Raw genomic sequence first — 23899 nt, 5'->3', positions numbered from 1 at the left:
CCTCCACTTATCCCTTTCGCGCGATGCAAGCGCCCCATGCCGGCAGCCGCACCTTGCCCCCCGCAGGCGCAATACTGCCCACGGCCTCACCAATCCGTTCCCAATGCCCGCTGGGCAGCGCGACCTCGGCCTCTGCCTCGCCCAGATTGAAGGCGCAGAAAATCTCGATCCCACCGCTGCGGGTGAAGGAAAACACGTCGCCTTCCGCCTTCCACCCGCCCATGCGCCCCTGCGCAAAGGTCGGATGGCCCCGGCGAAAGGCCAAAAGGCTGCGATAATGGTGGAGCATCGACCCACCTGCCGCCTCTTGCGCCGCCACCGACAATGGCCGATGCGGCGCTGTCACGGGCAGCCAGGCCCGAGCCGCGCTGGAAAACCCGCACAGGCCATTGTCCGTGACCCAAGGCATCGGCGTGCGGCACCCGTCGCGGCCCTTGAATTCCGGCCAGAACTCGATGCCATAAGGATCTTGCAACTCCTCAAAGGCGATCTCCGCCTCTGGCAGACCCAATTCCTCACCCTGATACAGACAGACCGAACCCCGCAGACACATCAGCATCGTCGCGTAAACCCTTGCTGCTGCATCAGAAAGGCCCCAGCGCGTTACATGCCGCACGGTGTCGTGGTTCGAATAGGCCCAGCAGGGCCACGCATCCGGTGCCGCCGCCGCCAGACGGTCAAACACCGCAGCGGCCGAGGATGCCGTCAACCGCGCCGGTTGCAGCATCTCGAACGGATAGCACATCTGCACCTTGTCCCCGCCGCTGGTATATTCGGCCATGATTTCCAGCCCACGCTGGGCATCGCCGACCTCACCCACCGCAGCCGCGCCGTAAGGGTTCAGCACCGCGCGGAATTTCCTCAGGAATTCAAGGTTTTCGGGCTGGTTCTTCGAAAACAGGTGCAACTGATGGTTATAAGGGTTCACCGAAGGCGCGATACTGTCATTGCGCAATTCCGGTGGAAGTGACGGATTATCGCGCAGATAGCGGTCCGCGAAGTAAAAGTTGATCGTATCCAGCCGGAAGCCGTTCACCCCCCGCTTCAGCCAGAACCGCGCCACATCCAGCAATGCCTCTTGCACCGGTTCATGGTGCAGGTTCAGGTCCGGCTGACTGGTCAGGAAATTGTGCAGGTAATATTGCCGCCGCCGCCCGTCCCATTGCCAGGCACTGCCGCCAAAGACCGAAAGCCAATTGTTCGGCGCCGTCCCATCGGGCTTTGGCTCCGCCCAGACATACCAGTCGGCCTTGTCATTCACGCGATCCTTGCGGCTTTCCTTGAACCACGGATGCTGATCGGACGTATGCGACAGCACCAGATCGATCATCACCTTCAGGCCCAGGTCATGCGCCCGTGTCACCACCCGGTCAAAATCGGCAAGGCTACCGAACATCGGATCGACGTCGCAATAATCGCTGACGTCATAGCCAAAATCCTTCATCGGGCTGGTGAAGAACGGACTGATCCAGATTGCATCCGCCCCCAGCGCCGCGATATGCGGCAACCGCTCCACGATCCCGCCCAGATCGCCGATCCCATCGCCATTGCTGTCCTGATAGCTGCGCGGATAGATTTGATAGATCACCGCGCCACGCCACCAGTCGGCATCATGGCCGATCACATCCGTCATAGTCCTGTCTTTCTCACTTCACCGATCCGGCCAACAGGCCGCGGACCAGATATTTCTGCATGGCAAAGAACACCGCCAAAGGCACCGCAATCGACACAAAGGCCGAGGCCGATAGAATTTCCCAATCCCCGCCGCGCGACCCCATAAGGTTCACAAGGTTCCCGGTCAGCACTTGCTGGTCATTCCCCGTGCCAAGGAACACCAGCGCCACCAGCAGGTCGTTCCATGTCCAGAGGAACTGAAAGATCGCAAAGGACGCCAGCGCCGGAAAGGACAGGGGCAGAATGATCTTCACAAAGATCTGGAAATCCGTGGCCCCATCCACCCGCGCATTCTCGATGATGTCGCGCGGCAGACCGGCCATGTAGTTGCGCAAAAGATAGATGGCCAAGGGCAGGCCAAAGCCCGTATGCGCCAACCAGATGCCCAGATAGCCCTTCCCGATCCCGATCCAGTTGTGGAACTGCAAAAGCGGGATCAGCGCCAATTGCAGCGGCACCACCAACAACCCCACGACAAAGGCCACCAAAAGCGCGCGCCCCGGAAAATCCATCCAAGCCAAGGCATAGGCCGCGAAGGCCGCCACAAGAATAGGAATGATCGTCGCCGGGATCGCGACCGTCAGTGTGTTGATAAAGGCCTGCCCGATGGACTGGCCCGCCATCGGGCTGAACACCACGGTGGAATAATTGCCCAGCGTGAATTCCGGCGGGGTCGCCGCGCTCACAAAGACGCGCGGCATCCGCATCTCGGCCATCGAAGTGGCGGATGCCAAGGTAAAGGCCCCATCCGCCGCCACCGTCAGTGTCACGCCATCGCCCAGATCGGCGACGGCCTCCGGCTCATAGGCCTCAGGCTCCCGCGATGAGGTGCCCCACTGGCTGATGACCGCCGCGCCCCCGTCAAACAGGTTTCCTTCGATCACGAAGATACCGTCGCGCGGCACCTCTTCCCCCGCGATGCGAATGGCCGGTAACTGGCTTTCCTGCGTGGAAAGCGCCTGCCACCAACCGGATGAGGCGATCTGATCCCCCGTCCGGAAGGACGACACCAAAAGCCCCAACGTCGGCAGCACCCACAGCGCCACCAGCGCCGCCGTGCAAAGATGCACCACCCAGATCAGCGCGGGTTTCTTGCCTGCGATATTCTCCATCAGACCATCCCCCTCAGCGCATTTCCTTGCGGGCGTTGTAGACGTTCCAGACAAGGATCGGCGTCACCAACAGCATGATGATCATGGCGCTTGCCGATCCCACGCCCCAATCCAGCGCGCGGAACATCTTGTCATACATGTAATTGGCAAGGACCTGCGTCTCCCACTGGCCGTTTGTCATGGCCAGAACGATGTCAAAGACCTTCAGCACCACGATGGTGATCGTCGTCCAGACCACCACGATCGTCGGCATGATCTGGGGCACCTTGACTTGGAAAAAGATCTGGAACGGGTTCGCCCCATCCAAAAGCGCGGCCTCGATCGTATCCTCCGGCACCCCCCGCAGCGCCGCCGACAGGATCACCATGGCAAAGCCCGTCTGAATCCAGACCAGCACCGCCATCAGGAAGAAGCTGTTCCAATAGGGCATGGTCAGCCAAGTCTGCGGCTGGCCATAGGGCAGGTCGTTGGTCACGACACCCAAAAGCCAAGTCCCCACCTCAAAAGCCAGAAACAGCGCGACCGCACCGCCAACCAACCGCCCCGCCGTGATCCAGCCACCGCGGCCCGCCCCCGTCGCCAATGGGCGCAGAACCGTCCAGGCGGCCCAAAAGAGCAGCGCTAGCACCGCCAAAAGGAAAAGCCCCGGCAACAACCGCAACAACAGCATCGACCCGATGCCGCCGTCGAATTTCAACCAAAGCGCATTCAGCAAACCGATCTGCGCCTGCTCCACAGGACGGGTGTCATAGATCAGCTTCCAGATGACCGATGCCCCCACGAAGGAAATCGCCATCGGCATAAAGATCAAAGACTTGGCCAGATTGCCCCAACCTATCCGATCCGTCAGCTGCGCGGCCAACAGGCCAAAGGCGGTCGATGCCGCAGGCACCACCACCAGCCACAGCATATTGTTGCGCATGGATTCCCAGAACTTCGCCTCGCCCATCATTGCGGCGTAATTGGCAAGCCCCACGAATTCGCCGTTGCGGTTCAAGGAAAGCCAGAAGGTCGCGAAAACCGGATAGGCCAGATAAAAGCCCAGGGCCACCATGGCGGGCATCAAAAACAGCCAAGGCCGGATCATATTCGCCCGGCTTGTATTGCGCCCCGCATTCGGCCCACGGGCCGGAAACAGCACCTTGTCCAAAAAGAGGTTCGATAAAAAGAAATATCCGACGCAGCCGCCGACACCTACAAATATAACGATAAATGCCTGTAAAACAGGATGCATCTCTTTCCCTCCCCTTCCTAGGCCGACGCTCTGGGTAGGCCGTGCTGCCGGGTTTTCCCGGTCGGGTTTGGTGGGCGGGCCCGGGAACTTTTCCCGGACCCACCGTCTTCAGGTCACTTCGGCCAAGAGGCGTCGATGGTCGCGGCGACTTCCTCGGCGGACTTGCCACCGGTGTAATCCACCATCCCGGTCCAGAAGCTGCCCGCGCCAACAGCGCCCGGCATCAGGTCCGACCCGTCAAAGCGGAAGGTCGTCGCATTGGCGAGGATTTCGCCCTGCTTCTTCAGCGCAGCAGACCCATACAGATCCACATTCACGCCCTTATGCGGGGTCACGAAACCGGTCTGCGCCATCCAGACTTCATGTGCGATCGGCGTCTTCAGCCATTCGATGAAGGCGCGGCCCGCTTCGGTATCCTTCATCATGAATGCCAGCGTGCCGGCACCCAGAACGGGCTGCCCCAGATCCTTCTCGGCATAGGCCGGGAAGTAGAAGAAGTCCGCATCCGTGCCCAGTTCCGTGCCTTCCGGGAAGAAGGACGGGATGAACGACGCCTGACGGTGCATGTAGCACTGCGGCGGCGAGGAGAAGAGACCCTTCGGGCTGTCACGGAAGTCGGTCGAGGCAACAGCCGCCGCGCCGCCCGCCACATAGGCGTCGTTACGAGCGAACCAACCAAACTCCTCGATCGCGCCAATCACGGCCGGATCGTTGAACGGAATCTCATGCCGCACCCACTGGTCATAGACATCAGGCGATTGCGTGCGCAGCATCATGTCTTCGACCCAATCGGTCGCAGGCCAGCCCGTTGCACCGCCCGACCCCAGACCGATGCACCACGGCGTGCCGCCATCGGCCACGATCTGATCGGTCAGCGCCTTCAGCTCTTCCATCGTCGTCGGGATTTCATAGCCCGCATCGGCAAAGTTGTCGGGGCTGTACCAGACCAGCGATTTCACATCGGCCTTGTAGGGAAAGGCATAAAGTGCCTGCGCCCCGTCGGCTCCGGCATAGGTCCCCAGCGCAGCCCAGCTTGCGCCTGCGCCGTAATTGTCGGTCAGCCACTGCTGCGTATCCGCGCCCAGAGGCACGACAAAGCCCTTGGCAGCCAGATCGCCAATCAGACCCGGCTGCGGCAGCACCGCCACATCCGGCGGCGACCCTGCTTCGGCGTCGATGATGATTTGCTGTTCATAGCCTTCCGACGAGGAATAGCTCACATCCACGCCAGAGGCCGCTTCGAAATAGGCCAGCATCGACTCGACCAGAACCTGGTCCTCGCCACGCCACGGCCCAAAAATGGTCAGCGTCTGCCCTTCAAGGTTGGTCGCCTCGTCAAAAGCCTTATAGCTGTCCCAATTGAACGCCCCTTCGCCAATGGGGAACTTGAAGTCCTGCGCCACCGCGCCACCGGACATCAGCGCAAGCGCCGCAGCGCCTGCGAGAAACTTCGCTTTCATGGTCATCCTCCCGATTCCCCCGCCCTCTTGACGGGGCACAACCCAACTTCGGCCAGAATCATACTCAAACCGCTTTGGATGGCGCACACTTGCCCATCCCACCCACCAAGTCAATGAAAAGCACCGTCATCTGCGGTGGAAAACCCTTTCTCATCGCAGGATCAGCGGCGAAAACGTTTCCCTATCCGTGCGCTTAACCTTTGACCTCGTCGGATCGAATCTCTAACCTCCCTGCCAAATTGAAATCGGTTTGGAAAATCTGTCCGCCATGAACCTCAAGGAACTGGCCACGAAACTGGGCCTCTCGCCCACGACCGTCAGCCGCGCGCTCAATGGCTATCCCGAGGTGAACGAAGCCACCCGCGAACGGGTGATGGCGGCGGCCAAACGGCATAACTATCGCCCCAATACCCGCGCCATCCGCCTTGCCACGGGCCGCGCGTTGGCCATCGGCCATGTGATCCCGCTCGCCACGCGGCACGAAATCATGAACCCGATCTTTGCCGATTTCATCGCTGGCGCGGGCGAAACCTATTCGCGCAACGGCTATGACATGTTGCTTTCCGTCGTCCCTGATGAGGATGAGGAAAAGGCCTATCGCGACCTGAAATCCCGTGGCAGCGCCGATGGCGTGATCCTGCATGCCCCGCGCATGAACGACCCCCGCATCCCCCTCATGCATGAGATCGGCATACCTTTCGTCGTGCATGGCCGCGCCACCGCCACCGCCGAGCCCTATTCATGGGTCGATGTGAACAACCGCCGCGCCTTTCAACGCGCGACCGAGTTCCTGCTTGATCTTGGCCATGCCCGCATCGGCCTTGTGAACGGCCTTGAATTCATGGATTTCGCCATCCGTCGCCGCACGGGCTATGCCGATGCCCATGCCGCGCGCGGGCTGCAGCTCGACCCTGCCTTGATGTCCTCGGACGAGATGACCGAAATTGCAGGCTTTCGCGCCGCGACCGCCATGCTCGACCTGCCCGATCCTCCAACAGCTTTTCTGGTGGCGTCGATGATTTCCGGCATGGGCGTGCGTCGCGCCATCGAAGGGAAAGGCTTGACCATGGGAAAGGATGTGTCGGTCATCATCCATGACGACGATCTTTCCTATCTGCGCAACGGCGAGGATGTGCCCATCTTCACCGCCACCCGCTCTTCGGTGCGCGAAGCGGGCCGCATCGCCGCCGAGATGCTGCTCGCCATCATCACCCAGCATGGCGAAGAACCGCAAAATCGGCTTTTGGAAGCCGAACTCATCATCGGCCAGTCGACCGGACCGGCCCCCCGCCGGACCTGATCCCATGTCGCTTTCGCGTTTCGACTTTCCCGAAGGTTTCCTTTTCGGGGCCGCCACGGCCGCCTATCAGATCGAAGGGTCCCGCTTCGGTGGCTGCGGGTCCTGCCATTGGGATACATTCGCCGCAACCCCTGGCAATGTCCTGCGCGCCGAAGATGGCGGCACGGCCTGCGACCACTACCACCAATGGCCCGCCGACCTTGATCTTCTGCGTCAGGCCAATATGGATGCCTACCGCTTCTCTACGTCTTGGGCGCGCATCATGCCCGACGGTGTGACGGTCAACCCCGATGGCCTTGCCTTCTACGACCGTGTTGTGGACGGGATGCTGGAACGCGGCCTCAAGCCCTTCCAGACCCTCTACCACTGGGAAATGCCCTCGGCTCTGGCCGACAAAGGCGGCTGGACGAACCGCGACACCTGCTATCGCTTTGCTGATTTCGCCGAAACCATCACCCGCACCTTGGGTGATCGCGTGGCCTCCATCGCTACGATCAACGAACCTTGGTGCGTGGCGTGGCTGTCGCATTTCCTTGGACATCACGCGCCGGGTCTGCGCGACATCCGCGCCGCCGCCCGTGCCATGCATCACATCCTCTTGGCCCATGGCCTTGCCGTGGAACGGCTCCGCGGCATGGGTCAGCCCAACCTTGGCATCGTGCTGAACTTCGACCACGCCACCCCGGCCAGCACCAGCCCCGAAGACCAGACCGCCGCCGCCCGGGCCGATGGCATCTTCAACCGCTGGTTCATCGAAGCCATCACCCGCCAGACCTACCCGGACAACGTCCTCGACGGCCTCGCCCCCCATATGCCTGACCGCTGGCAGGATGACATGGTCCTCATCGGCCAGCCGCTCGATTGGCTGGGCGTGAACTACTACACCCGCCACCTGCACGCCCATGACCCCGCCACTCCTTGGCCACATCTGCGGGACGTGCCGGGTCCCTTGCCGAAAACCCAGATGGACTGGGAGATTTATCCCCAAGGCCTGCACCATTTCCTCACCCGCATGGCGCGCGATTACGTGGGCAAGCTGCCGATCTATGTCACGGAAAACGGCATGGCCAATGCCGATCACCCCGACCTCCCCGACAAGATCCGCGAAGAGTTCCTCTTCGCCCATCTTGCCGCCACGAAACAGGCCATTGCCGACGGCGCCAATGTCCGCGGCTTCTTCTACTGGTCGCTTCTGGACAATTACGAATGGTCATTCGGCTATGAACGCCGCTTTGGCCTTGTCCATGTCGATTTCAACAGCTTGAAGCGGACCCCCAAAACCTCCTATCACGCCCTCGCGCGCGCCTTGGCGCGGAACGATTGATCCCTGCCCGGACGGAGCGACCCATGACCCTCGCCATCCTCGCCGATATCGGCGGCACCAATACAAGGGTCGCCCTTGCCGACGGCACCGCCGTGCGCGAAGCCAGCATCGCCCGCTATCCCAATGCCGAATACAAAGCGCGCGGTCAGGACATCGCCCATATCCTGCGCGACTACCTCTCCAGCACGGGCGCGCAACCCGATGGCGTCTGCGTCGCCGCCGCTGGCCCCGTGCAGGATGGCATCGCCAGCATGACCAATCTCGATTGGGTCATGGACGGCACAAAACTCACCACCGCCACCGGTGCCCGCCGCGTGGCGATCCTGAACGACCTTCAGGCACAGGGCCATGCTCTCGGCCATATCGCCCCCACCCATCTGCGCCCGCTGATTTCCGGCCCCGCCCATAGCGGCGCTGCCATGCTCGTCGTGGGCCTTGGCACCGGGGTCAATGCCGCCCCTGTCCATGGGCAGGGTGCTGCCCGCGTCGTGCCCCCTTCGGAATGCGGCCATGTGAACATGCCCGTCCGGTCGGAAGAAGACCTCCGCCTCATGCGCTTCATCGAACAGCGCCTCGCGGCCCGCGCAGAAACCCCCCATTGCGGCGTGGAAGAAGTGCTGGCCGGACGCGGGCTTGCCAACCTCCACGCCTTCGCGGCCGTCGAGGCCGGTCAATCCACCGAAAAATCCTCTGCCGAGGTTCTCACCGCGCTGTCCGCAGGCGACCCCATCGCCGTCCATGCCGCGCGGCTTTACACCACGATCCTCGCGCAGGTTCTGGCCGACCTGGCCCTGATTCACCTGCCCTATGGCGGCATCTACCTGATCGGCGGCATGTCCCGCGCCATGACCCCGCATTTCGCGCGCTTCGGCCTAACCGAAACCTTCCGCGAAGCCCGCCGGGTTGACCTTCTGGAAAAGGATTTCTCCGTCACTGTGGTCGAGGATGACTTTGCCGCCCTCACCGGCTGCGCCGCCTATCTCGACGCCACCACCGCCTGACCCAGCAGCACTCTATTGGGGTTAACGCGCCCCCGTCCCCATGTTTTGTCGAAAAATATCCTCAGGGGGTGAGGGGCGCAGCGACGAGGGGGGGCAGACAGCCCTCCTGCAACGTCAGCCATCCCTCACCGCGGCAGCCGCTCCTTCAGAAACTGCAAGCTCACGCCCAAACCATCCGGCGCAATTCCATGCCCGGTGCCTTCCATCACATGACCATAGGTTTCAAACCCAGCCGCCACCAGCGCATCCCCCGCCAGCCCCATATCGGCAAAAGGCACCACCGGGTCCTGATCGCCATGGATCAGCAGCACGGGCGGCTTCACTACCGCTTCTGCCGCCAACCGCTCCGGCACCAATAACCGCCCCGAAATCGCCACCACCCCTGCCACGGCCTCAGCCCGGCGCGGCGCAACATGCAGGCTCATCATCGCCCCTTGCGAAAACCCAACAAGCGCCAGCGCGTCGGCCCCAAGGCCCTCCTCCGTCAGCCGCGCATCGAGAAAGGCATTCAACAACGCAACGGATGCCGCCATCCCCTCCCGCGCCGCCTCTTCCGAAGACCCGTCCAACCAAGGGATCGGAAACCATTGGAACCCGAAAGGATTGCCGACACAGGGCTGCGGCGCATCTGGCGCGACAAAGACCGTATCCGGCAGATGCGGCGCCAGCGCATCGCCAAGGCCCAACAGGTCTGCCCCATCCGCGCCATAGCCATGCACGAAGACGACAATCGACCGCGCCTTGCCGCTCCGCGCCGCCTTGCGCCCGAATTTCAATCCCTCGCTCACCTGATGCCCTCCCGCGCCTTTTCCACATGGTAGTAGGCCCAGAGCATCCGCGCCGCAACCGCCCGCCAAGGCGACCATGCCTCCGCCATACCGCGCAAAACCCGCTCCGATGGCCGCGCCTCCAGCCCGAACAAAAGCCGCGCCGCCTCCTGCAAGGCCAGATCGGCCGGCGCAAAAACATCCGCCCGCCCCAAGGCGAACATCGCGTAAATCTCTGCCGTCCAGCGCCCGATCCCCGGCACCGCCGTCAAGACCGCCACCACCTCTTCATCCGGCACCCCGCGCAGGGCATCGAAATCAATCCCCGCCCGCGCCAATTCCTGCCCATAGCGCGCCTTCTGCCGCGACAGCCCCGCCGCCCGCAGCGCCTCTTCCGTGGCACAGGCCATCGTATCCGGCTCGCATAACCCCGCCGCCTCCATCCGCGCCCAGATCGCATTGGCCGAGGCAACCGAAACCTGCTGGCTCACGATGGCTGACAACAAGGCCCGAAACCCATCCTCTCGCCGCCGCAGCGGCAATGGCCCTGTCATCGCAAGCGCCGCAGCAAAGCGTGGCTCTCGTTCTGCCAGCCATGCCGCCCCTTCGGCCACACAAGTCTCTGTCCGAATGATCCGCCCGACCGCCACCACATCCCCTCCAGCCTGCTCCTTCATCTTGGCCCAAATACGCCTCCCAAGGCCAGCCATCCCGCGCGCCGTCCGGTGCTTTCGGAAAAAGGGGGGGGCGGGTGGACGCCTGTCCCCCCGCGTCCGAGAAAGGTATTCACCCGCGCGCATTTGTCCCTTGCCCCCGCCACGCCACAGAGTAACCCTTCGCCCATGACCGACAGCGCCGCCCCAACCGACTCCACCGCCAAACGCAATGTCCTCGTCCTCGTCGCGGCGCAGGCCATCCTTGGCGCGCAGATGCCCATGATCTTCACCGTGGCAGGGCTTGCTGGCCAAAGCCTTGCGCCCAATGCCTGCTGGGCCACCCTGCCCATCAGCGCCGCCGTCATAGGCTCCATGCTGACCGCCACCCCAATCTCGGCCTTCATGCAGAAATACGGCCGCCGCGCAGGCTTTGCCATCGGGGCGCTTGGGGGCGGGATCGGCGGGGCACTCGGGGCCTATGCACTATCCACCGCGAATTTCGCGCTTTTCGTCCTCGCCGCGCTGTTCACGGGCATCTACATGTCGGCCCAAGGCTTCTACCGCTTTGCCGCCGCCGATACCGCCTCGGAGGCCTATCGTCCCAAGGCCATCTCCCTCGTCATGGCCGGGGGCCTCCTCTCCGCCGTAATCGGCCCGCAGCTGGTGAAACTCACCGCCGAGTCGATGGCCGTCCCCTTCCTCGGCACCTATCTTGCCATTATCGCGCTCAATGGCCTGGGCGTTTTCCTCTTCACCCTGCTCGACATCCCCAAGCCCCGGCCGCCCGCCATCGGCGCATCCACCGGCCGCACGCGCGGCGAATTGATCCGCACCCCCGTCATCGCCGTGGCGATGATCTGCGCGACTGTCTCTTATGCGCTGATGAACCTCGTGATGACCTCATCCCCCCTCGCCGTGGTGGGCTGTGGCTTTTCAAAGGGCAACGCGGCCGACGTCGTCACCGCCCATGTCCTTGCCATGTATGCCCCCAGTTTCTTCACCGGCCACCTCATCGCCCGGTTCGGCGCGGAAAGGATCGTGGCCACCGGCCTTGTGATCCTTGCCGGGGCGGGTGCTGTCGCCATCGCGGGGGTGGAACTTGAGAATTTCTTCCTCGCCCTCATCCTGCTGGGCCTCGGCTGGAACTTCGGCTTCATCGGCGCGACGACCATGCTCACCGCCGCCCAAGCAGCAGAGGAAAAGGGCCGCCTGCAAGGTCTGAACGACCTTGTGGTCTTCGGCGGCGTGACCCTCGCGTCTTTCTCATCCGGCGGGTTGATGAATTGTTCGGGGGGATCGGTTCAAGAGGGCTGGCAAGCGGTCAACTTCGCCATGCTGCCCTTCCTCGTGCTGGCGGGTGGTGCCCTCATCTGGCTTGCCATGCGCCCGCGCGAGGCGCGCTAGCGCCTCACGCCGCCAGCGCCAGAAGCCGCGCCTCTGCCACGCTTAGGGCGGGTCGGCTGTCCCGCGCGGCATCGCCCAGGGCAACCTGAAGACCTTCCACGACCAAGGCACAGGCTTCTTCCATTTCGATCTCATACCAGATCTCGCCGACAGGGGCGTCGACCAACCGCAGATCCTGCCCATCAATCAGGGCGCCAATCGGCGCCAAGGCCTCTTCCACGCCGAAATAGGCGGCCAAACGATCCCCCGCGACGACGATCATCTGCTCGGGCGCAAGATAAAGCGCCTCTGCCCCCCGGCCCTGCCCTCGCGCTTTTCCGTTCACATAGACGACCTTCACGCCAATGCGCGACAGCACGATCGCCCGGATCGAGCGGATGACAATTGGTTCTTCCTTGCAGCAGGAGAGAATATCCCCCGCTTGCAAGCTTTCGATCTTGCGCCAGCCCGAAGGCGTCATCAGGCGCGTCCCACCAACAAACCCCCGGGGCGACGGTGCCGCCTCGACATCCACGGGAAGAATGGGCGTTACAATGCTCATCACTCAGTCCAGACCGCTACGGGCCGCACGGCGACAGATCCGAACGATCCGCCACTCACACCTTACCGTGCCAGCCATCCGTGGTCTGAAACGGACGCAATTCAGGATTTTCTAGGGCATATACATAATTTTTGTGGATAATTAGTCCGAAACCGGACCAACCGCCGCCTTGCGCCCGACAAGGCTCTAGATTCGACCGCGCAAACCGGCCCGTAACAACCCCCAACGTCGCGCGAATTCTGATGGCTGCAAGGCCCCAGCTGCCACCCGACCCGGATCTTTCGCCGCAATGCGCAAAATGGCTTCGGCCTGCCAAGCCGCGATGGTCGCAACCCGCGCCGCCCCCATCCGCCGCAATCCCGCCCGCGCCCCTGCCATCCGGTCAAGCCCTTGCCGCGCCAGTGCCGCCACCGCCTCGGCCCGCCCATCGACCAGCGGCACACGTCCCCGCGCCTCCAATTCTGGCACGGCCCGCAGAAATCCGGCCAGCCCCGCCGCCCATCCCGCCGCGCGCAAGCAGGCCTCATCCGCCGCCCCCGCGCCAAGGGCGCAGCCTGCCAGCCACATCAGCCCCGCGCCGGTATCTTCCAGATAAGCCACCAGCGCCGCCTGATCCTCAAACGGCTCGCGGTAAACATCCCAGCGCCGCGCTTCTACCAACCGGTCCAGCACCGCCACCGGCAGACCCGCTTCCCTGATCAGCGCCGCCAGCGGCCCCGCCACCTCATGCGCGCGTGCAGGCGCGCCCGCCGCCGCCTCGGCCACCATATCGCGCCACCATTGCAGACGCATCTCGGCGATCATCGGCTCTTGCGTCACCCAAGGCGCGCGCGCCACTTCAAGATTGAAGGCATATAGAACGAAAAGCCGCCCCCGCGCCGCAACAGGTGCCGCCATCACCGCAGCATAGCGGTCAGGGTCCCCCCGCTCCACCAACGCAGCGCAGGCCCCGATGGCGGATGCCGTCACCCCCTCCATCGCGCCACCGTCAACAGATAGCCCGTCTCACGTCGCACCTGTCGCCACTGCGCGGCCTCCCCCGCACAAAGGTCAAGCATCGCTGCCAAAGCTGCATCCGCCCCCGGTCGCAGCGTTTCAATCCGCGCCTCCATCGGTGCGAAATAGGCCTCCCAAGCGCCATCGCCCAAGGCCCGCGCGCCAAGGCTGTCATACCCCGCCGCGGCCACCGCATTGGCAATCCCTGCCGCATCGCGCGTGGGATACCCCTCCCAGAACCCGACCGCCGCCTCTGACGGCGCGGGGGTGAAAAAGCAAGGCTCCGTAAAGGCCAGCACTCCGCCGGGCTTCAAGGCCGCCCCCATTCGCGCGAGACCTTCCTCCAACCCAAGGAAATACAGCGCTCCAGCACACCAGATCAGGTCAAAGGGTCCCGCCGGATGCGCGGCCAAATCCGCCATATCGGCCTCTTCCACCTCCACCCGATCCTCACCCGCAAACCGCGCCTGCATTTGCGCCACAAATCCCGGATAGGTGTCGATGGCCAGAACCCGCGCCCCCGGCACGGTCAGCAAAGAGGCCACATCCCCCCCCGCCCCGGCCCCCGCATCACAGATGGCAGCGCCCTCCGGCACCCCCGCCAAGTCCAGGGCCCAGGCCACATCGGCAGCCTCCCCCGGCCCTTCGCGCGGCAGGTCGCTGTGAACGGTGAAAAACGCCTCCCAATCCATCACGCAGAACCGCCCACAGGCCGCCCCACATCCCGGATCAGCTTCCAGTTGATCGCGTCCAGCAGCGCCTCGAAACTGGCATCCACGATATTCGCGCTCACCCCCACGGTAGACCAGCGCCGCCCCCGGCTGTCCTCGCTGTCGATGATCACGCGCGTGACGGCCTCGGTGCCGCCTTGCGTGATGCGCACTTTGAAATCCACCAGTTTCATGTCGTCGATCACCGCCTGATAAGGGCCAAGGTCCTTCCCCAACGCCTTGGCCAGCGCATTGACCGGACCCCGATCCGTCCCCGTCTCATCCATCGACTCGGAAACCGACAGCATCTTCCGCTCGCCGATCTTCACCACGACCACGGCCTCCGACAGGCTGACCATCTCATTATATTTGTTCTTCCGCCGCTCCACCGTCACCCGATAGCGCTTCACCTCAAAGAATTCCGGCAACAGCCCCAATTCCGCCCGCGCCACAAGCTCGAAACTCGCCTGCGCCCGGTCATAGGCATAGCCCTGATCCTCGCGCGCCTTGACGACCTCAAGGATGCGCCCCAGCCGGGCATCCTTCGGATCAACCACGATCCCCGCCGCCGCCAGCCTTGCCCGCAGATTCGACTGCCCGGCCTGATTGCTCATCGGGATGACGCGCTCATTGCCGACCACCGAAGGATCGACATGCTCATAGGTCGACGGGTCCTTCAGGATCGCGCTCGCATGCAGCCCCGCCTTATGCGCAAAGGCCGACGCCCCCACATAGGGCGCGCTGCGCAACGGCACACGGTTCAGGATATCGTCCAACTGGCGGCTGACCCGCACCATCCCCGCCAGCGCCTCACGCGTGACCCCCGTTTCAAACCGACCCGCATAAGGCTCCTTCAGCAAAAGCGTCGGGATGATCGTCGTCAGGTTTGCATTCCCGCAGCGCTCCCCCAACCCGTTCAGCGTTCCTTGAATCTGCCGACATCCCGCATCCACGGCGGCCAGCGAATTGGCCACCGCATTTCCCGTATCGTCGTGGCAATGGATGCCCAGCCGATCCCCCGGCACGCCCGCCGCAATCACCTCGCTCACCACGCGCCCCACCTCGGCAGGCAGCGTGCCCCCATTGGTATCGCACAGCACGATCCACCGCGCCCCCGCCTCCAACGCCGCACGCAGACAGTCCAACGCATAGGCCGGATCGGCGCGATAACCGTCGAAGAAATGCTCGGCATCAAACAGCGCCTCGCGCCCCTTGGCCACACAGTGCGCCACGCTCGCCCGGATCGCCTCGCGGTTTTCCTCAAGCGTGCATCCCAACGCCGTCTTCACATGAAACTCATGCGTCTTGCCGACCAGACAGACGGCAGGCGTCCCGGCATCCAGAACAGCCGCCAGCACATCGTCATTCTCGGCAGACCGTCCCACGCGCTTGGTCATGCCGAAGGCCGTCATCACCGCCCGCGTCGGCGCGCGTCCCGAAAAGAACTCGCTATCCGTCGGGTTCGCCCCAGGCCAACCCCCTTCGATATAATCCACGCCCAGATCATCCAGTGCCGCTGCGATGACCCGCTTCTCGGCGGTGGAAAACTGCACGCCCTGCGTCTGCTGCCCGTCGCGCAGCGTGGTGTCGAACAGGTAAAGCCGCTCGCGGGTCATGCGCGCCCCTCCCCTTCCTTTTCAGTCGAAAAACATCCTCGGGGGATCACGTCAAAGTCCGCAGGGGGCAGACAGCCCCCCTTTTGCGACAGAAGCCCCATCAGACCAGCCCCTCCAGCTTTGCGGCATCGAACCCCGGCCCGGGCAATAGCTCCACCCCCGCTTTCGACATCCGCACCTCCACCCCCGCCGCCAGAAGCGCCGCCTTCATCGCATCCACCGGGGCAAAATCCTTTGACGCCATCGCGGCACTCCGCAGATCGGCCAACCGCGCGGCCAAGGGCGACAGGTCAACGCCCGCCTCGGCCCAGGCCCCCATATGATCTTCCAGCAGACCCATAAGCCCAGCCGATGCCTTCAGCCCGGCCATATCCCCGGCCGCCGCCAACGCATGCAGTTCCGCAATCGCCCCCGCCGTGTTCAGGTCATCAGCCAGCGCCGCCACCACCGCCTCCGATGGCTGCCCCGCAGGCACCCCCTTCACCATGCCACGCCATTTCCGCAACGTGGCCTCTGCCTGCGCCGCCTTCTCCGCCGTCCAATCCATGGGCCGACCGTAATGCGTGCCCAGAAAAACAAAGCGGATCACCTCGCCCGGTATCCCCTGCCCCAACAGATCCCGCACGGTAAAGAAATTGCCCAAGGATTTGGACATCTTCTTCCCTTCCACCTGCAACATCTCGTTATGCATCCAGACGCGGGCAAACTCCGCCTCAGGATGCGCGCAGCAGCTTTGCGCCACCTCATTCTCGTGATGCGGGAATTGCAGGTCGATCCCACCGCCATGAATGTCGAAACTCGCCCCCAGCAGCGCCAGCGACATGGCCGAGCATTCGATATGCCACCCCGGTCGCCCCCGTCCCCAAGGGGATGCCCATCCCGGCAGGCTTTCATCCGACGGCTTCCACAGCACGAAATCCATCGGGTCTTCCTTGAAGGGCGCGACCTCCACCCTTGCGCCCGCGATCATGTCATCGACCGACCGCCCCGACAGCCGCCCATACTCCTTAAAGGACCGCACCCGGAACAGCACATGGCCATCCTTCGCATAGGCATGGCCTTTCTCGATCAAGGCTCCGATCATCGCGATCATCTGGCCCACATAGGCCGTCGCACGGGGTTCATGCGTGGGCCTAAGTGCCCCCAGCGCATCCATATCCTGATGATACCAGCGGATCGTCTCTTCCGTCCGCTCCGCGATCAGCGACTCCAGCGTTCCCGCCGCCCCCGCCTCCTTCCGTGCAAGGGCGGTGGCGTTGATCTTGTCATCCACATCGGTGAAGTTCCGCACATAGGTCACATGCTCCGCGCCATAGACATGGCGCAGCAAGCGAAAGAGCGTATCGAACACCACAACAGGCCGGGCATTTCCCAAATGCGCCCGGTCATACACCGTCGGCCCACAGACATAGAGCCGCACATTCATCGGATCGATCGGGTCAAAGACCTCCTTCGCCCGCGTCTTCGAATTGTGCAGCCGGATCGTCACCATATCCCCAACCTCGCTAAAGGCCCCGCCCATCCTGCCGGCACGCCCCCATCCCGCGCGGGTCTAGCAACTTCGTCTTTCCTTGGGAACGACAAGAAGGCCCGCGCGACCGATGGTCAGCGCGTAATGCAAGAAATGCAGCAGAAGCCCGTCCTGTTCATGTACTCACCGCTACAGAAAAACCCCCGGCCTGCCAAGCCCCTCTGCCCCCGCTCCCTATCTCGCCCGCTAGCCCGGCCCCGGCCCAAATGCAGAGCCTCCTTCTCCCCCGAACACGCCCCGCTCCCAACCATCCCCAAGCCCAACCGAACCCCGCCCCGAACCCGATACCGGCTCCCCCTCTCTGCCGACCGCCCCCCCCTCTCGCCATCGAAGCCCCAAAGATAGGGAAAGACAGGCCCCAGCCCCAGCTTTAGCTACCCTCCTCCCCTAGGATGGGTCATATGGCCATCCCCCGTTTACCTTAACGCCGCCCCACCAAACCGCCCGCTGCGTGCCCACAAAATGCTGCACAAAAGGCGGCACAAAACAGGGCACAAAGGATTTCACCCAACCCCCTGATTTCACGCCAAGATTTACGCCCCCCTTGCGGCGCGACCAAAGCCCTGCTCATCTCCGCGCAGAAAAAGGACCTCCCGCATGGATCACGACGCCCTCCGCCACTGGTCGAAAATCGCCGCCGATTGGGCGCATGATTACCATACCGGCTTGCGCGACCGCCCCGTCCGCGCCCCCCTCACCCCCGGTGCCATCGCGGCGCAACTCCCTGAAACACCGCCGGAAAACCCCGAACCACCCGAGGCGATCTTTGCTGATTTCGCCCGTATCATCCCCCCCGGCCTGACCCATTGGCAGCATCCCCGCTTCTTCGCCTATTTCCCCGCCAATGCCTCCCCTGCTTCCATGCTGGCCGAACAACTCGCCAATGCCATCGCGGCTCAGGGCATGCTGTGGCAAACCTCCCCCGCCGTGACCGAGGTGGAACAGGTGATGATCCGCTGGCTCACCCGCGCCCTCGGCCTGCCCGACCGCTTTACCGGCACGATCCATGACAGCGCCACCACCGCCACGCTGTCGGCTATCCTCACCATGCGTGAACAGGCGCTTGGCTGGCAGGGCCTGCAACAGGGCCTTTCGGCGCAGCCACGCCTCCGCCTATACGCCAGCGCCGAAACCCATAGCAGCGTGGATAAAGCCACCCGCATCGCCGGGATCGGTCAGGAAAATCTGGTGAAAATTCCAACGGATGCGACGCTTTCCATGAAACCCGGCGCACTCGCCGGGGCCATCGCCGCCGACCGGGCGGCAGGCCACCTGCCCGCAGGCGTCATCCTGTGCGCAGGCGGTACTTCGGTCGGGGCCTTTGACCGCATCGCTGATTGCATCACGGTCGCCAAAGCCGCGGGCCTGCCCGTCCATGTCGATGCCGCTTGGGCAGGCAGCGCCATGATCTGCCCCGAGTTCCGCCGTCTTTGGGAAGGGATCGAGGGTGCCGACAGCATCGTCTTCAACCCCCATAAATGGCTGGGCGCGCAATTCGATTGCGCCGTCCAGTTCCTTGCCGATCCGGGTCCGCAGATCCGCACGCTCGGCCTGCGTCCAACCTATCTGGAAACAGCCGGTCGGGAAGAGATCACCAATTTCAACGAATGGACCGTACCCTTGGGGCGCAGATTCCGCGCCCTTAAGCTTTGGTTCACGCTTCGCGCCTATGGTCTGTCAGGCCTGCGCGACCGGATTCGCAACCATGTGTCCTGGGCACGTCAGGCCCGCGATGCGCTGGCGCGTCTGCCCGGCGTGACGATCACAACCGAACCTTCGCTATCGCTCTTTACCTTTGCCCTTGCCACGGACCGGGAAACGGAAACTTTGCTCAGCCGCATCAATGACGATGGCCGCATCTACCTGACGCAAACCCGCCACGCCGGACGCTTCGTCATCCGGGTGCAGGTGGGCCAATTCGATTGCACTGCCGAAGATGTGGACATGATCCCAAAGGTGGTGGCCGACCTCATGTGAAAAAGCGGCCCGCGAAGGGCCACCCTTAACACTTCGTTAACGCCGGCCGGTATCAGAACCGGAACCCGACACGCGCATTCAGCGTGGTCGCATCGATATCCGTCCCGCTGCCGACAAAATTATCAAATCGATGCTCCATAAGCTCCGCGCCCACTGTCATCTGCTGTGTCAGCGCGTAATCCACCCCGATCCCCGCACCCCAGCCATTATCGGCGCCCAGCGACGTATCCGCCCGGACAGCTGCCACCGTGCCATAGACAAGGGCAGGCCCCAGATCATAGCCCCCCACCAGTTTCAGGCGCGAGATGGACTCCAGCGTCGCCCCACCCCCAATATCGATATCGGCCCAGTCAAAATTGCCTTCCACCCCGGCCACGAACTGCCCGAAATCGGCGCGATAGCCCGCCAGCAGGCCACCCGTCATGCCATCCCCGCCCAAGGCGCCGCTTGATCCGATATCGCCATAACCAAGCTGTCCACCGACATAAAGCCCGCTCCAGTGCGCCGAAGGGGCGGGCAGCGCAACAGGTGCCGGTGCCACCACCGGCTCCTCTGTCACCGCGCTCGGGCCGCCCGCAAAGGCCGGCAGCGCCACCATGGCTGCCACGCCCGCAACCGTCATGATCCTGCGTTTCATCATTTGTCTCCTGTGCCTGTGCCGCGCCCCTTGCGCCTGTCACAGGCCAGTCCGGGGCGTCTCGTCCCGCAGACCTGCGCCCTCAGGAAGACACGGACAAGGCAGCCTCGCACGGAGGTGAAGGCGCGTGACGCGCACAGGCGGCAACCGGCCTGCACCGCCGCCTAGGATCGGCCAGACACCGCCTATCCCATCAAAATCACGTGGTATTTTCTCGCTTTCGCGTGAACCTGCGGCCTCAGGCGCGCTCGGCCAGCACCAGCCATTCCTCTTCTGCCGCAGCCAGTGCCTGCTGCCGTTCGGCCATCGCCTCGGATGCCTTTCGGAACTTTGCAGGCTCCTTGGTGAACAAGTCGGGGTCCGACAGGAATTCGCCCAGCTTGGCGATCTCGGCCTCCAGCCGCTCAATCACAGCCGGCAGGGCATCCAGCCGCTTGCGCTCGGTAAAGGTCAGGCCGTCGGCCTTTACGGGTTGCGGCTTGACCTCTGGCTTCGGGGCCTCGGCTCGCATTGCCCTTGCAGCCGCATCCACTGGCATCGGGCGCTGCGCCGCATAATCCGACCAGCCACCGGGATAGACCGTCGCCTTCCCGCCGCCTTCCAGCGCGACAGTTGCCGTCGCCACCCTGTCGATAAAATCGCGATCATGGCTGACCAGCAAAACCGTGCCGTCGTAATCGCCCAGCACATCCTGCAACAGGTCCAGCGTTTCCACATCCAGATCGTTGGTCGGTTCGTCAAGGATCAGCAGGTTCGACGGCTTCGCCATCAGCTTGGCCAAAAGAAGCCGCGCCTTCTCACCCCCGGAAAGGCTTTTCACCGGGGCGCGCGCCTGCGCTTCGTCAAACAGGAAATCCTTCAGATAGGCCACCACATGGCGCGGATTGCCACGCACCATGACCTGATCGGAATTGCCCGAAACTCTCATCATGGGATCACCGGTCAGGTTCTCCCAAAGGCTCGCCTCACCATTCAACTGGGCGCGGGTCTGGTCAAAGACGGCAATTTCCAGATTGGTGCCAAGGGTCACGCTGCCCGCATCGGGGGCCACCTCGCTGACCAGCATCTTCAGAAGCGTGGTTTTTCCCACCCCGTTCGGCCCGACAAAGGCCACCCGATCACCACGCAGAACCCGAAGGTCCAACCCCTTCACGATCACCTTGTCGCCAAAGCGTTTTTCCAGACCCTTCGCCTCGATCACCCGCTTGCCGCTGGTCTGGCCGCCTTCCAATTCCAGCGCCGCAGTCCCCTGCCGCCGGATCATAGACGCCCGTTCGTCCCGCAGCGCGGCCAAGGCGCGCACCCGCCCCATGTTCCGCTTCCGTCGGGCGCTGATGCCTTCCACGGCCCATTTCGCCTCGGCCTTGATCTTGCGTTCCAGCTTGTGGCGCGCCTCATCCTCTTCGGCCCAGACGGTTTCGCGCCATTCCTCGAACCCGTCAAACCCCGCCTCGCGCCGCCGTACTTCGCCCCGGTCGATCCAGAGCGTGGCCTTCGTAAGGGCCTTCAGAAAGGCGCGGTCGTGGCTGATCAGGACAAAGGCCGTGCGGGTTTCGGTCAACTGCGCCTCAAGCCATTCGATGGCTTGAATATCCAGATGGTTCGTCGGTTCGTCCAACAGCATCAGCTCTGGCCCCTCAGCCAAAAGCTTGGCCAAGGCGGCCCGCCGCCGTTCCCCGCCCGACGCGGTGGCAACCGGCGTCTCGGGTCGGAACTTCAAACCTTCCGCAACCATTTCAACGCGATAGGCCTCACCTTCCGGCAGGGCGCTGGCGGCGTAATCGCCCAATGTGGCAAAGCCCGACAGATCTGGGTCTTGCTCCATATAGCCCACGACGATGCCCGGCGGCACGATGCGGCTGCCCTGATCGGGTTCCACCAATCCGGCCATAACCTTCATCAAGGTGGATTTACCCGACCCGTTCCGCCCCACCAGCGCAACCCGATCCCCCGGCTGCACCACAAGGTCCAGCCCCTCGAAAACAGGGTTTCCGCCAAAGGTCAGGGATATCCCCGACAACTGCAAAAGAGGTGCGCGTGCCATGCCCGCTCAGGTATGCGGGGCCGCGGTGAAGGTCAACGGGCATCCGCCCGCAGAAGACGCGCGCGCGACGGCGGAATGGCCGCGATCTCAACCCCGGTGCAGACATGCAGCGTGCCCAGATCACGATCCACCACGGCGTGATCACTGACCCATCCCCCCATCGCCAGATAGCTGCGGAGCAAAGGCGGCATCTGCCGCAGCGCGCGGCCCGCATCATGCGCAGCTGGCGTAAGCGGCACCACCTCAACCGCCTTCCGCCCCGGTCGATACCGAAGGGGCGCCATATGCCCCCCTGCCAGCGCCGCCAGCGCATCGGCAAAGTCGCTTGCCTCCGTGCCGGGAAAAGAGGTGCAGCCAAACAGAAGGGCGATCCCCTCCGCATCCACCATCCGCGTCAGCGCGGCCCAAGCCAGACGCAGCATATCCGGCTCATGTCCCCCCGGACGCATGCAGAACCGCCCGATTTCCAAAATCGGCGCGGAAAATGCGCGAAATGCGGAAAGGTCGTAGAACTGCCCCGTATAGCCCTGCCCCGGATCGGCGCTTGCGGCAAAGACTTGAAAACGGCAGGTGCCGACCAGACGCCCATCCTCAAGCCCTTCAATCATCAGATGCTTTGACACTGCGTCGAATGCGTCCTGATCCCGCCCCTCAGCCCCACGAAAGGCAAGGTGCCGCAAACCCTGAACCGCGGCCAAATCCCCTGCCCCCTCGGCCAGCCGGACGCGAAACCGCCCCTTGCTAAATTCCATTTCCATCCCGGCGCGACTTGCTGCTTGGCTGTTTTCTGCCCCGCGCCTAGATATGGGCCGAGGGGCCGCCTTCGGGCAAGGGCCAGAACGGACAAGCGAAGGAAGCAAGCGATGGAAAAGGTGGTCAAATCCGATGCCGAATGGCGGTCGCAACTGTCAGATCTCGCCTATCGCGTCACGCGCAAACACGCGACGGAACGGGCCTTTAGCAACGACAACTTTCCCAAAGCCCCCGGCACTTTTCGCTGCGTCTGCTGCGACGCCCCGCTCTTCTCCGCCCGGACTAAGTTCGACAGTGGCACAGGCTGGCCCAGCTTCTGGCAGCCAATCGACCCCGAAATGGTAGGGGAGCAGGAAGATCGCACCCTCTGGATGCGGCGGACCGAAGTGCATTGCAACCGCTGCGACGCTCATCTGGGGCATGTCTTCCCCGATGGGCCTGCGCCCACAGGGCTGCGCTATTGCATCAACGGCGTGGCGCTGACCTTTGATCCAGAAGAATAGGACCGGCGCGCATCGCGCCGGCTACCCTCAGTTGTCGCCGGTGATCACACCCGGTGCAATCCGGCCAAAGCTGCCCAGCAACTGCTGAATAAGGCTCAGACCCTTGACGCTGGATTCCGTCACGCGACGCGACAGCGGCACAACTTTCCCGCGCTCCAGCCCGAATCGTTCGATGTTCTGGACGGTCCCATTGTCGTTGAAGGTGATCGAAACCACCTGACGGTCGATTTCCCGGGGCTCGAAGGCGCCGCGATATTCCCAACGGCTTTGTACATAGAACCAGCCCACATCGTTCAACAGACCCGAGGCCGAGGGCCGACCGACTTTTTCCGTTACCGTCTCGCGCGTGTCGACACCCACTTCAACCAAGGCAAGGTCAAGATCTGTCGGCACATAGCCATGATTGCGATAAAGCGTTGAACAGGCGGCCAAGGCAACCATGACCAGACCCACCACTCCGGCCCGCAGAATACGGGCGGTTCCCGAAAGGGCCGTCATCTTGCCGTTGAACCCCATGCTGTTCCCACCCTGCCTCTGCCCTGCCGGTCTTGTCTCGCCCGGGCGCAGCACATATGGCATATGCCATGACCTGCGCGGCTGCTTTCCTTTGGCTTACAGAAGGATGGCCCGCACTTCAAGAATGCAAACAGCAGCGCCTG

21 protein-coding genes are annotated in these 23899 nt (G+C 63.4%); 6 read left to right on the top strand and 15 right to left on the bottom strand.

The window, feature by feature from the left end:
• Positions 1-7: 7 nt before the first annotated feature.
• From QF092_RS03830 to QF092_RS03815, 4 genes are all read right to left on the bottom strand, one after another.
• A complete protein-coding gene (locus tag QF092_RS03830) occupies positions 8-1633 on the bottom strand; it encodes an alpha-amylase family glycosyl hydrolase (protein ID WP_281467797.1) in 1626 nt (541 codons plus the stop codon).
• Positions 1634-1646: 13 nt separating this feature from the next.
• Positions 1647-2786, bottom strand: a complete 1140-nt coding sequence (locus QF092_RS03825) for a carbohydrate ABC transporter permease (protein WP_281467796.1) — start codon at positions 2784-2786, stop codon at positions 1647-1649.
• 13 nt (positions 2787-2799) lie between these two features.
• Complete coding sequence (locus QF092_RS03820) at positions 2800-4020, bottom strand: carbohydrate ABC transporter permease (RefSeq protein ID WP_281467795.1); 1221 nt, start codon at positions 4018-4020, stop codon at positions 2800-2802.
• 113 nt (positions 4021-4133) lie between these two features.
• The gene (locus tag QF092_RS03815) at positions 4134-5480 is read right to left on the bottom strand and encodes an ABC transporter substrate-binding protein (protein WP_281467794.1); all 1347 of its coding nucleotides are present in this window, start codon (positions 5478-5480) and stop codon (positions 4134-4136) included.
• Positions 5481-5748: 268 nt separating this feature from the next.
• Here QF092_RS03815 and QF092_RS03810 point away from each other — a divergent pair, with 268 nt between their 5' ends.
• From QF092_RS03810 to QF092_RS03800, 3 genes are read left to right on the top strand one after another with little or no spacing between them, the layout of a single operon-like run.
• A complete protein-coding gene (locus tag QF092_RS03810) occupies positions 5749-6780 on the top strand; it encodes a substrate-binding domain-containing protein (protein ID WP_281467793.1) in 1032 nt (343 codons plus the stop codon).
• Between the two features lie 4 nt (positions 6781-6784).
• The gene (locus tag QF092_RS03805) at positions 6785-8104 is read left to right on the top strand and encodes a GH1 family beta-glucosidase (protein ID WP_281467792.1); all 1320 of its coding nucleotides are present in this window, start codon (positions 6785-6787) and stop codon (positions 8102-8104) included.
• A 23-nt stretch (positions 8105-8127) separates the two neighbouring features.
• Complete coding sequence (locus QF092_RS03800) at positions 8128-9105, top strand: glucokinase (protein WP_281467791.1); 978 nt, start codon at positions 8128-8130, stop codon at positions 9103-9105.
• Between the two features lie 125 nt (positions 9106-9230).
• Here QF092_RS03800 and QF092_RS03795 read toward each other — a convergent pair whose 3' ends face one another.
• A complete protein-coding gene (locus QF092_RS03795; RefSeq protein WP_281467790.1) occupies positions 9231-9893 on the bottom strand; it encodes an alpha/beta hydrolase in 663 nt (220 codons plus the stop codon).
• Positions 9890-10549 (bottom strand): DNA-3-methyladenine glycosylase family protein, encoded by a 660-nt coding sequence (locus QF092_RS03790; protein WP_281467789.1) that lies wholly within the window; start codon positions 10547-10549, stop codon positions 9890-9892. The genes QF092_RS03795 and QF092_RS03790 overlap by 4 nt, the downstream gene beginning before the upstream one ends.
• 165 nt (positions 10550-10714) lie before the next feature.
• Here QF092_RS03790 and QF092_RS03785 point away from each other — a divergent pair, with 165 nt between their 5' ends.
• Positions 10715-11932 carry an MFS transporter gene (locus QF092_RS03785; RefSeq protein WP_281467787.1) on the top strand — a complete coding sequence of 406 codons (1218 nt, stop codon included), beginning with the start codon at positions 10715-10717 and terminating at the stop codon, positions 11930-11932.
• Between the two features lie 4 nt (positions 11933-11936).
• Here QF092_RS03785 and QF092_RS03780 read toward each other — a convergent pair whose 3' ends face one another.
• The 5 genes from QF092_RS03780 to cysS form a co-directional block, all read right to left on the bottom strand.
• On the bottom strand, positions 11937-12473 hold the full coding sequence (locus QF092_RS03780) for a Hint domain-containing protein (RefSeq protein WP_281467785.1): 537 nt from the start codon (positions 12471-12473) through the stop codon (positions 11937-11939).
• 186 nt (positions 12474-12659) lie between these two features.
• Complete coding sequence (locus tag QF092_RS03775) at positions 12660-13451, bottom strand: squalene/phytoene synthase family protein (protein WP_281467783.1); 792 nt, start codon at positions 13449-13451, stop codon at positions 12660-12662.
• The gene (locus tag QF092_RS03770) at positions 13439-14161 is read right to left on the bottom strand and encodes a class I SAM-dependent methyltransferase (RefSeq protein WP_281469750.1); all 723 of its coding nucleotides are present in this window, start codon (positions 14159-14161) and stop codon (positions 13439-13441) included. Before QF092_RS03770 ends, QF092_RS03775 begins: the two co-directional genes overlap by 13 nt.
• Positions 14161-15795 (bottom strand): citramalate synthase, encoded by a 1635-nt coding sequence (gene cimA, locus QF092_RS03765; protein WP_281467781.1) that lies wholly within the window; start codon positions 15793-15795, stop codon positions 14161-14163. Before cimA ends, QF092_RS03770 begins: the two co-directional genes overlap by 1 nt.
• Before the next feature lie 100 nt (positions 15796-15895).
• Positions 15896-17287 carry a cysteine--tRNA ligase gene (gene cysS, locus QF092_RS03760; RefSeq protein WP_281469748.1) on the bottom strand — a complete coding sequence of 464 codons (1392 nt, stop codon included), beginning with the start codon at positions 17285-17287 and terminating at the stop codon, positions 15896-15898.
• Positions 17288-17923: 636 nt separating this feature from the next.
• On the opposite strand from cysS, the gene QF092_RS03755 reads away from it, so the two are divergent.
• The gene (locus QF092_RS03755) at positions 17924-19303 is read left to right on the top strand and encodes a pyridoxal phosphate-dependent decarboxylase family protein (RefSeq protein WP_281467779.1); all 1380 of its coding nucleotides are present in this window, start codon (positions 17924-17926) and stop codon (positions 19301-19303) included.
• Between the two features lie 52 nt (positions 19304-19355).
• Here the strand turns inward: QF092_RS03755 and QF092_RS03750 are convergent, their stop codons facing one another.
• From QF092_RS03750 to QF092_RS03740, 3 genes are all read right to left on the bottom strand, one after another.
• Positions 19356-19940 (bottom strand): outer membrane protein, encoded by a 585-nt coding sequence (locus QF092_RS03750; protein WP_281467777.1) that lies wholly within the window; start codon positions 19938-19940, stop codon positions 19356-19358.
• A 238-nt stretch (positions 19941-20178) separates the two neighbouring features.
• Entirely contained in the window at positions 20179-21984 is a 1806-nt protein-coding gene (locus QF092_RS03745) for an ABC-F family ATP-binding cassette domain-containing protein (protein ID WP_281467776.1), read from the bottom strand.
• Positions 21985-22016: 32 nt separating this feature from the next.
• Positions 22017-22742 carry a GNAT family N-acetyltransferase gene (locus tag QF092_RS03740; protein ID WP_420026492.1) on the bottom strand — a complete coding sequence of 242 codons (726 nt, stop codon included), beginning with the start codon at positions 22740-22742 and terminating at the stop codon, positions 22017-22019.
• Between the two features lie 105 nt (positions 22743-22847).
• Between QF092_RS03740 and msrB the strand changes: the two genes are divergently transcribed.
• Complete coding sequence (gene msrB / locus QF092_RS03735) at positions 22848-23240, top strand: peptide-methionine (R)-S-oxide reductase MsrB (RefSeq protein ID WP_281467772.1); 393 nt, start codon at positions 22848-22850, stop codon at positions 23238-23240.
• 27 nt (positions 23241-23267) lie between these two features.
• Here msrB and QF092_RS03730 read toward each other — a convergent pair whose 3' ends face one another.
• Positions 23268-23738, bottom strand: a complete 471-nt coding sequence (locus QF092_RS03730) for an outer membrane protein assembly factor BamE (protein ID WP_281467770.1) — start codon at positions 23736-23738, stop codon at positions 23268-23270.
• Between the last annotated feature and the right edge of the window lie 161 nt (positions 23739-23899).

The organism is Fuscovulum ytuae, from assembly GCF_029953595.1.
Taxonomy (GTDB): domain Bacteria; phylum Pseudomonadota; class Alphaproteobacteria; order Rhodobacterales; family Rhodobacteraceae; genus Paragemmobacter; species Paragemmobacter ytuae.
Note: the sequence above shows the minus strand (reverse complement) of the source record. Positions and strands in the feature narration are given on the sequence as shown.

What these genes read in the sequence shown, in the direction of transcription:
- QF092_RS03830 (WP_281467797.1), bottom strand. Translation starts at nt 1,633, where the DNA reads ATGACGGATGTGATCGGCCATGATGCCGACTGGTGGCGTGGCGCGGTG.
- QF092_RS03790 (WP_281467789.1), bottom strand. Translation starts at nt 10,549, where the DNA reads ATGAAGGAGCAGGCTGGAGGGGATGTGGTGGCGGTCGGGCGGATCATT.
- QF092_RS03825 (WP_281467796.1), bottom strand. Translation starts at nt 2,786, where the DNA reads ATGGAGAATATCGCAGGCAAGAAACCCGCGCTGATCTGGGTGGTGCAT.
- QF092_RS03815 (WP_281467794.1), bottom strand. Translation starts at nt 5,480, where the DNA reads ATGAAAGCGAAGTTTCTCGCAGGCGCTGCGGCGCTTGCGCTGATGTCC.
- QF092_RS03745 (WP_281467776.1), bottom strand. Translation starts at nt 21,984, where the DNA reads ATGGCACGCGCACCTCTTTTGCAGTTGTCGGGGATATCCCTGACCTTT.
- msrB (WP_281467772.1), top strand. Translation starts at nt 22,848, where the DNA reads ATGGAAAAGGTGGTCAAATCCGATGCCGAATGGCGGTCGCAACTGTCA.
- QF092_RS03820 (WP_281467795.1), bottom strand. Translation starts at nt 4,020, where the DNA reads ATGCATCCTGTTTTACAGGCATTTATCGTTATATTTGTAGGTGTCGGC.
- QF092_RS03805 (WP_281467792.1), top strand. Translation starts at nt 6,785, where the DNA reads ATGTCGCTTTCGCGTTTCGACTTTCCCGAAGGTTTCCTTTTCGGGGCC.
- QF092_RS03730 (WP_281467770.1), bottom strand. Translation starts at nt 23,738, where the DNA reads ATGACGGCCCTTTCGGGAACCGCCCGTATTCTGCGGGCCGGAGTGGTG.
- QF092_RS03750 (WP_281467777.1), bottom strand. Translation starts at nt 19,940, where the DNA reads ATGAAACGCAGGATCATGACGGTTGCGGGCGTGGCAGCCATGGTGGCG.
- QF092_RS03800 (WP_281467791.1), top strand. Translation starts at nt 8,128, where the DNA reads ATGACCCTCGCCATCCTCGCCGATATCGGCGGCACCAATACAAGGGTC.
- QF092_RS03740 (WP_420026492.1), bottom strand. Translation starts at nt 22,742, where the DNA reads ATGGAAATGGAATTTAGCAAGGGGCGGTTTCGCGTCCGGCTGGCCGAG.
- QF092_RS03780 (WP_281467785.1), bottom strand. Translation starts at nt 12,473, where the DNA reads ATGAGCATTGTAACGCCCATTCTTCCCGTGGATGTCGAGGCGGCACCG.
- QF092_RS03785 (WP_281467787.1), top strand. Translation starts at nt 10,715, where the DNA reads ATGACCGACAGCGCCGCCCCAACCGACTCCACCGCCAAACGCAATGTC.
- QF092_RS03810 (WP_281467793.1), top strand. Translation starts at nt 5,749, where the DNA reads ATGAACCTCAAGGAACTGGCCACGAAACTGGGCCTCTCGCCCACGACC.
- QF092_RS03770 (WP_281469750.1), bottom strand. Translation starts at nt 14,161, where the DNA reads ATGGATTGGGAGGCGTTTTTCACCGTTCACAGCGACCTGCCGCGCGAA.
- QF092_RS03775 (WP_281467783.1), bottom strand. Translation starts at nt 13,451, where the DNA reads ATGGAGGGGGTGACGGCATCCGCCATCGGGGCCTGCGCTGCGTTGGTG.
- cimA (WP_281467781.1), bottom strand. Translation starts at nt 15,795, where the DNA reads ATGACCCGCGAGCGGCTTTACCTGTTCGACACCACGCTGCGCGACGGG.
- QF092_RS03755 (WP_281467779.1), top strand. Translation starts at nt 17,924, where the DNA reads ATGGATCACGACGCCCTCCGCCACTGGTCGAAAATCGCCGCCGATTGG.
- cysS (WP_281469748.1), bottom strand. Translation starts at nt 17,287, where the DNA reads ATGGTGACGATCCGGCTGCACAATTCGAAGACGCGGGCGAAGGAGGTC.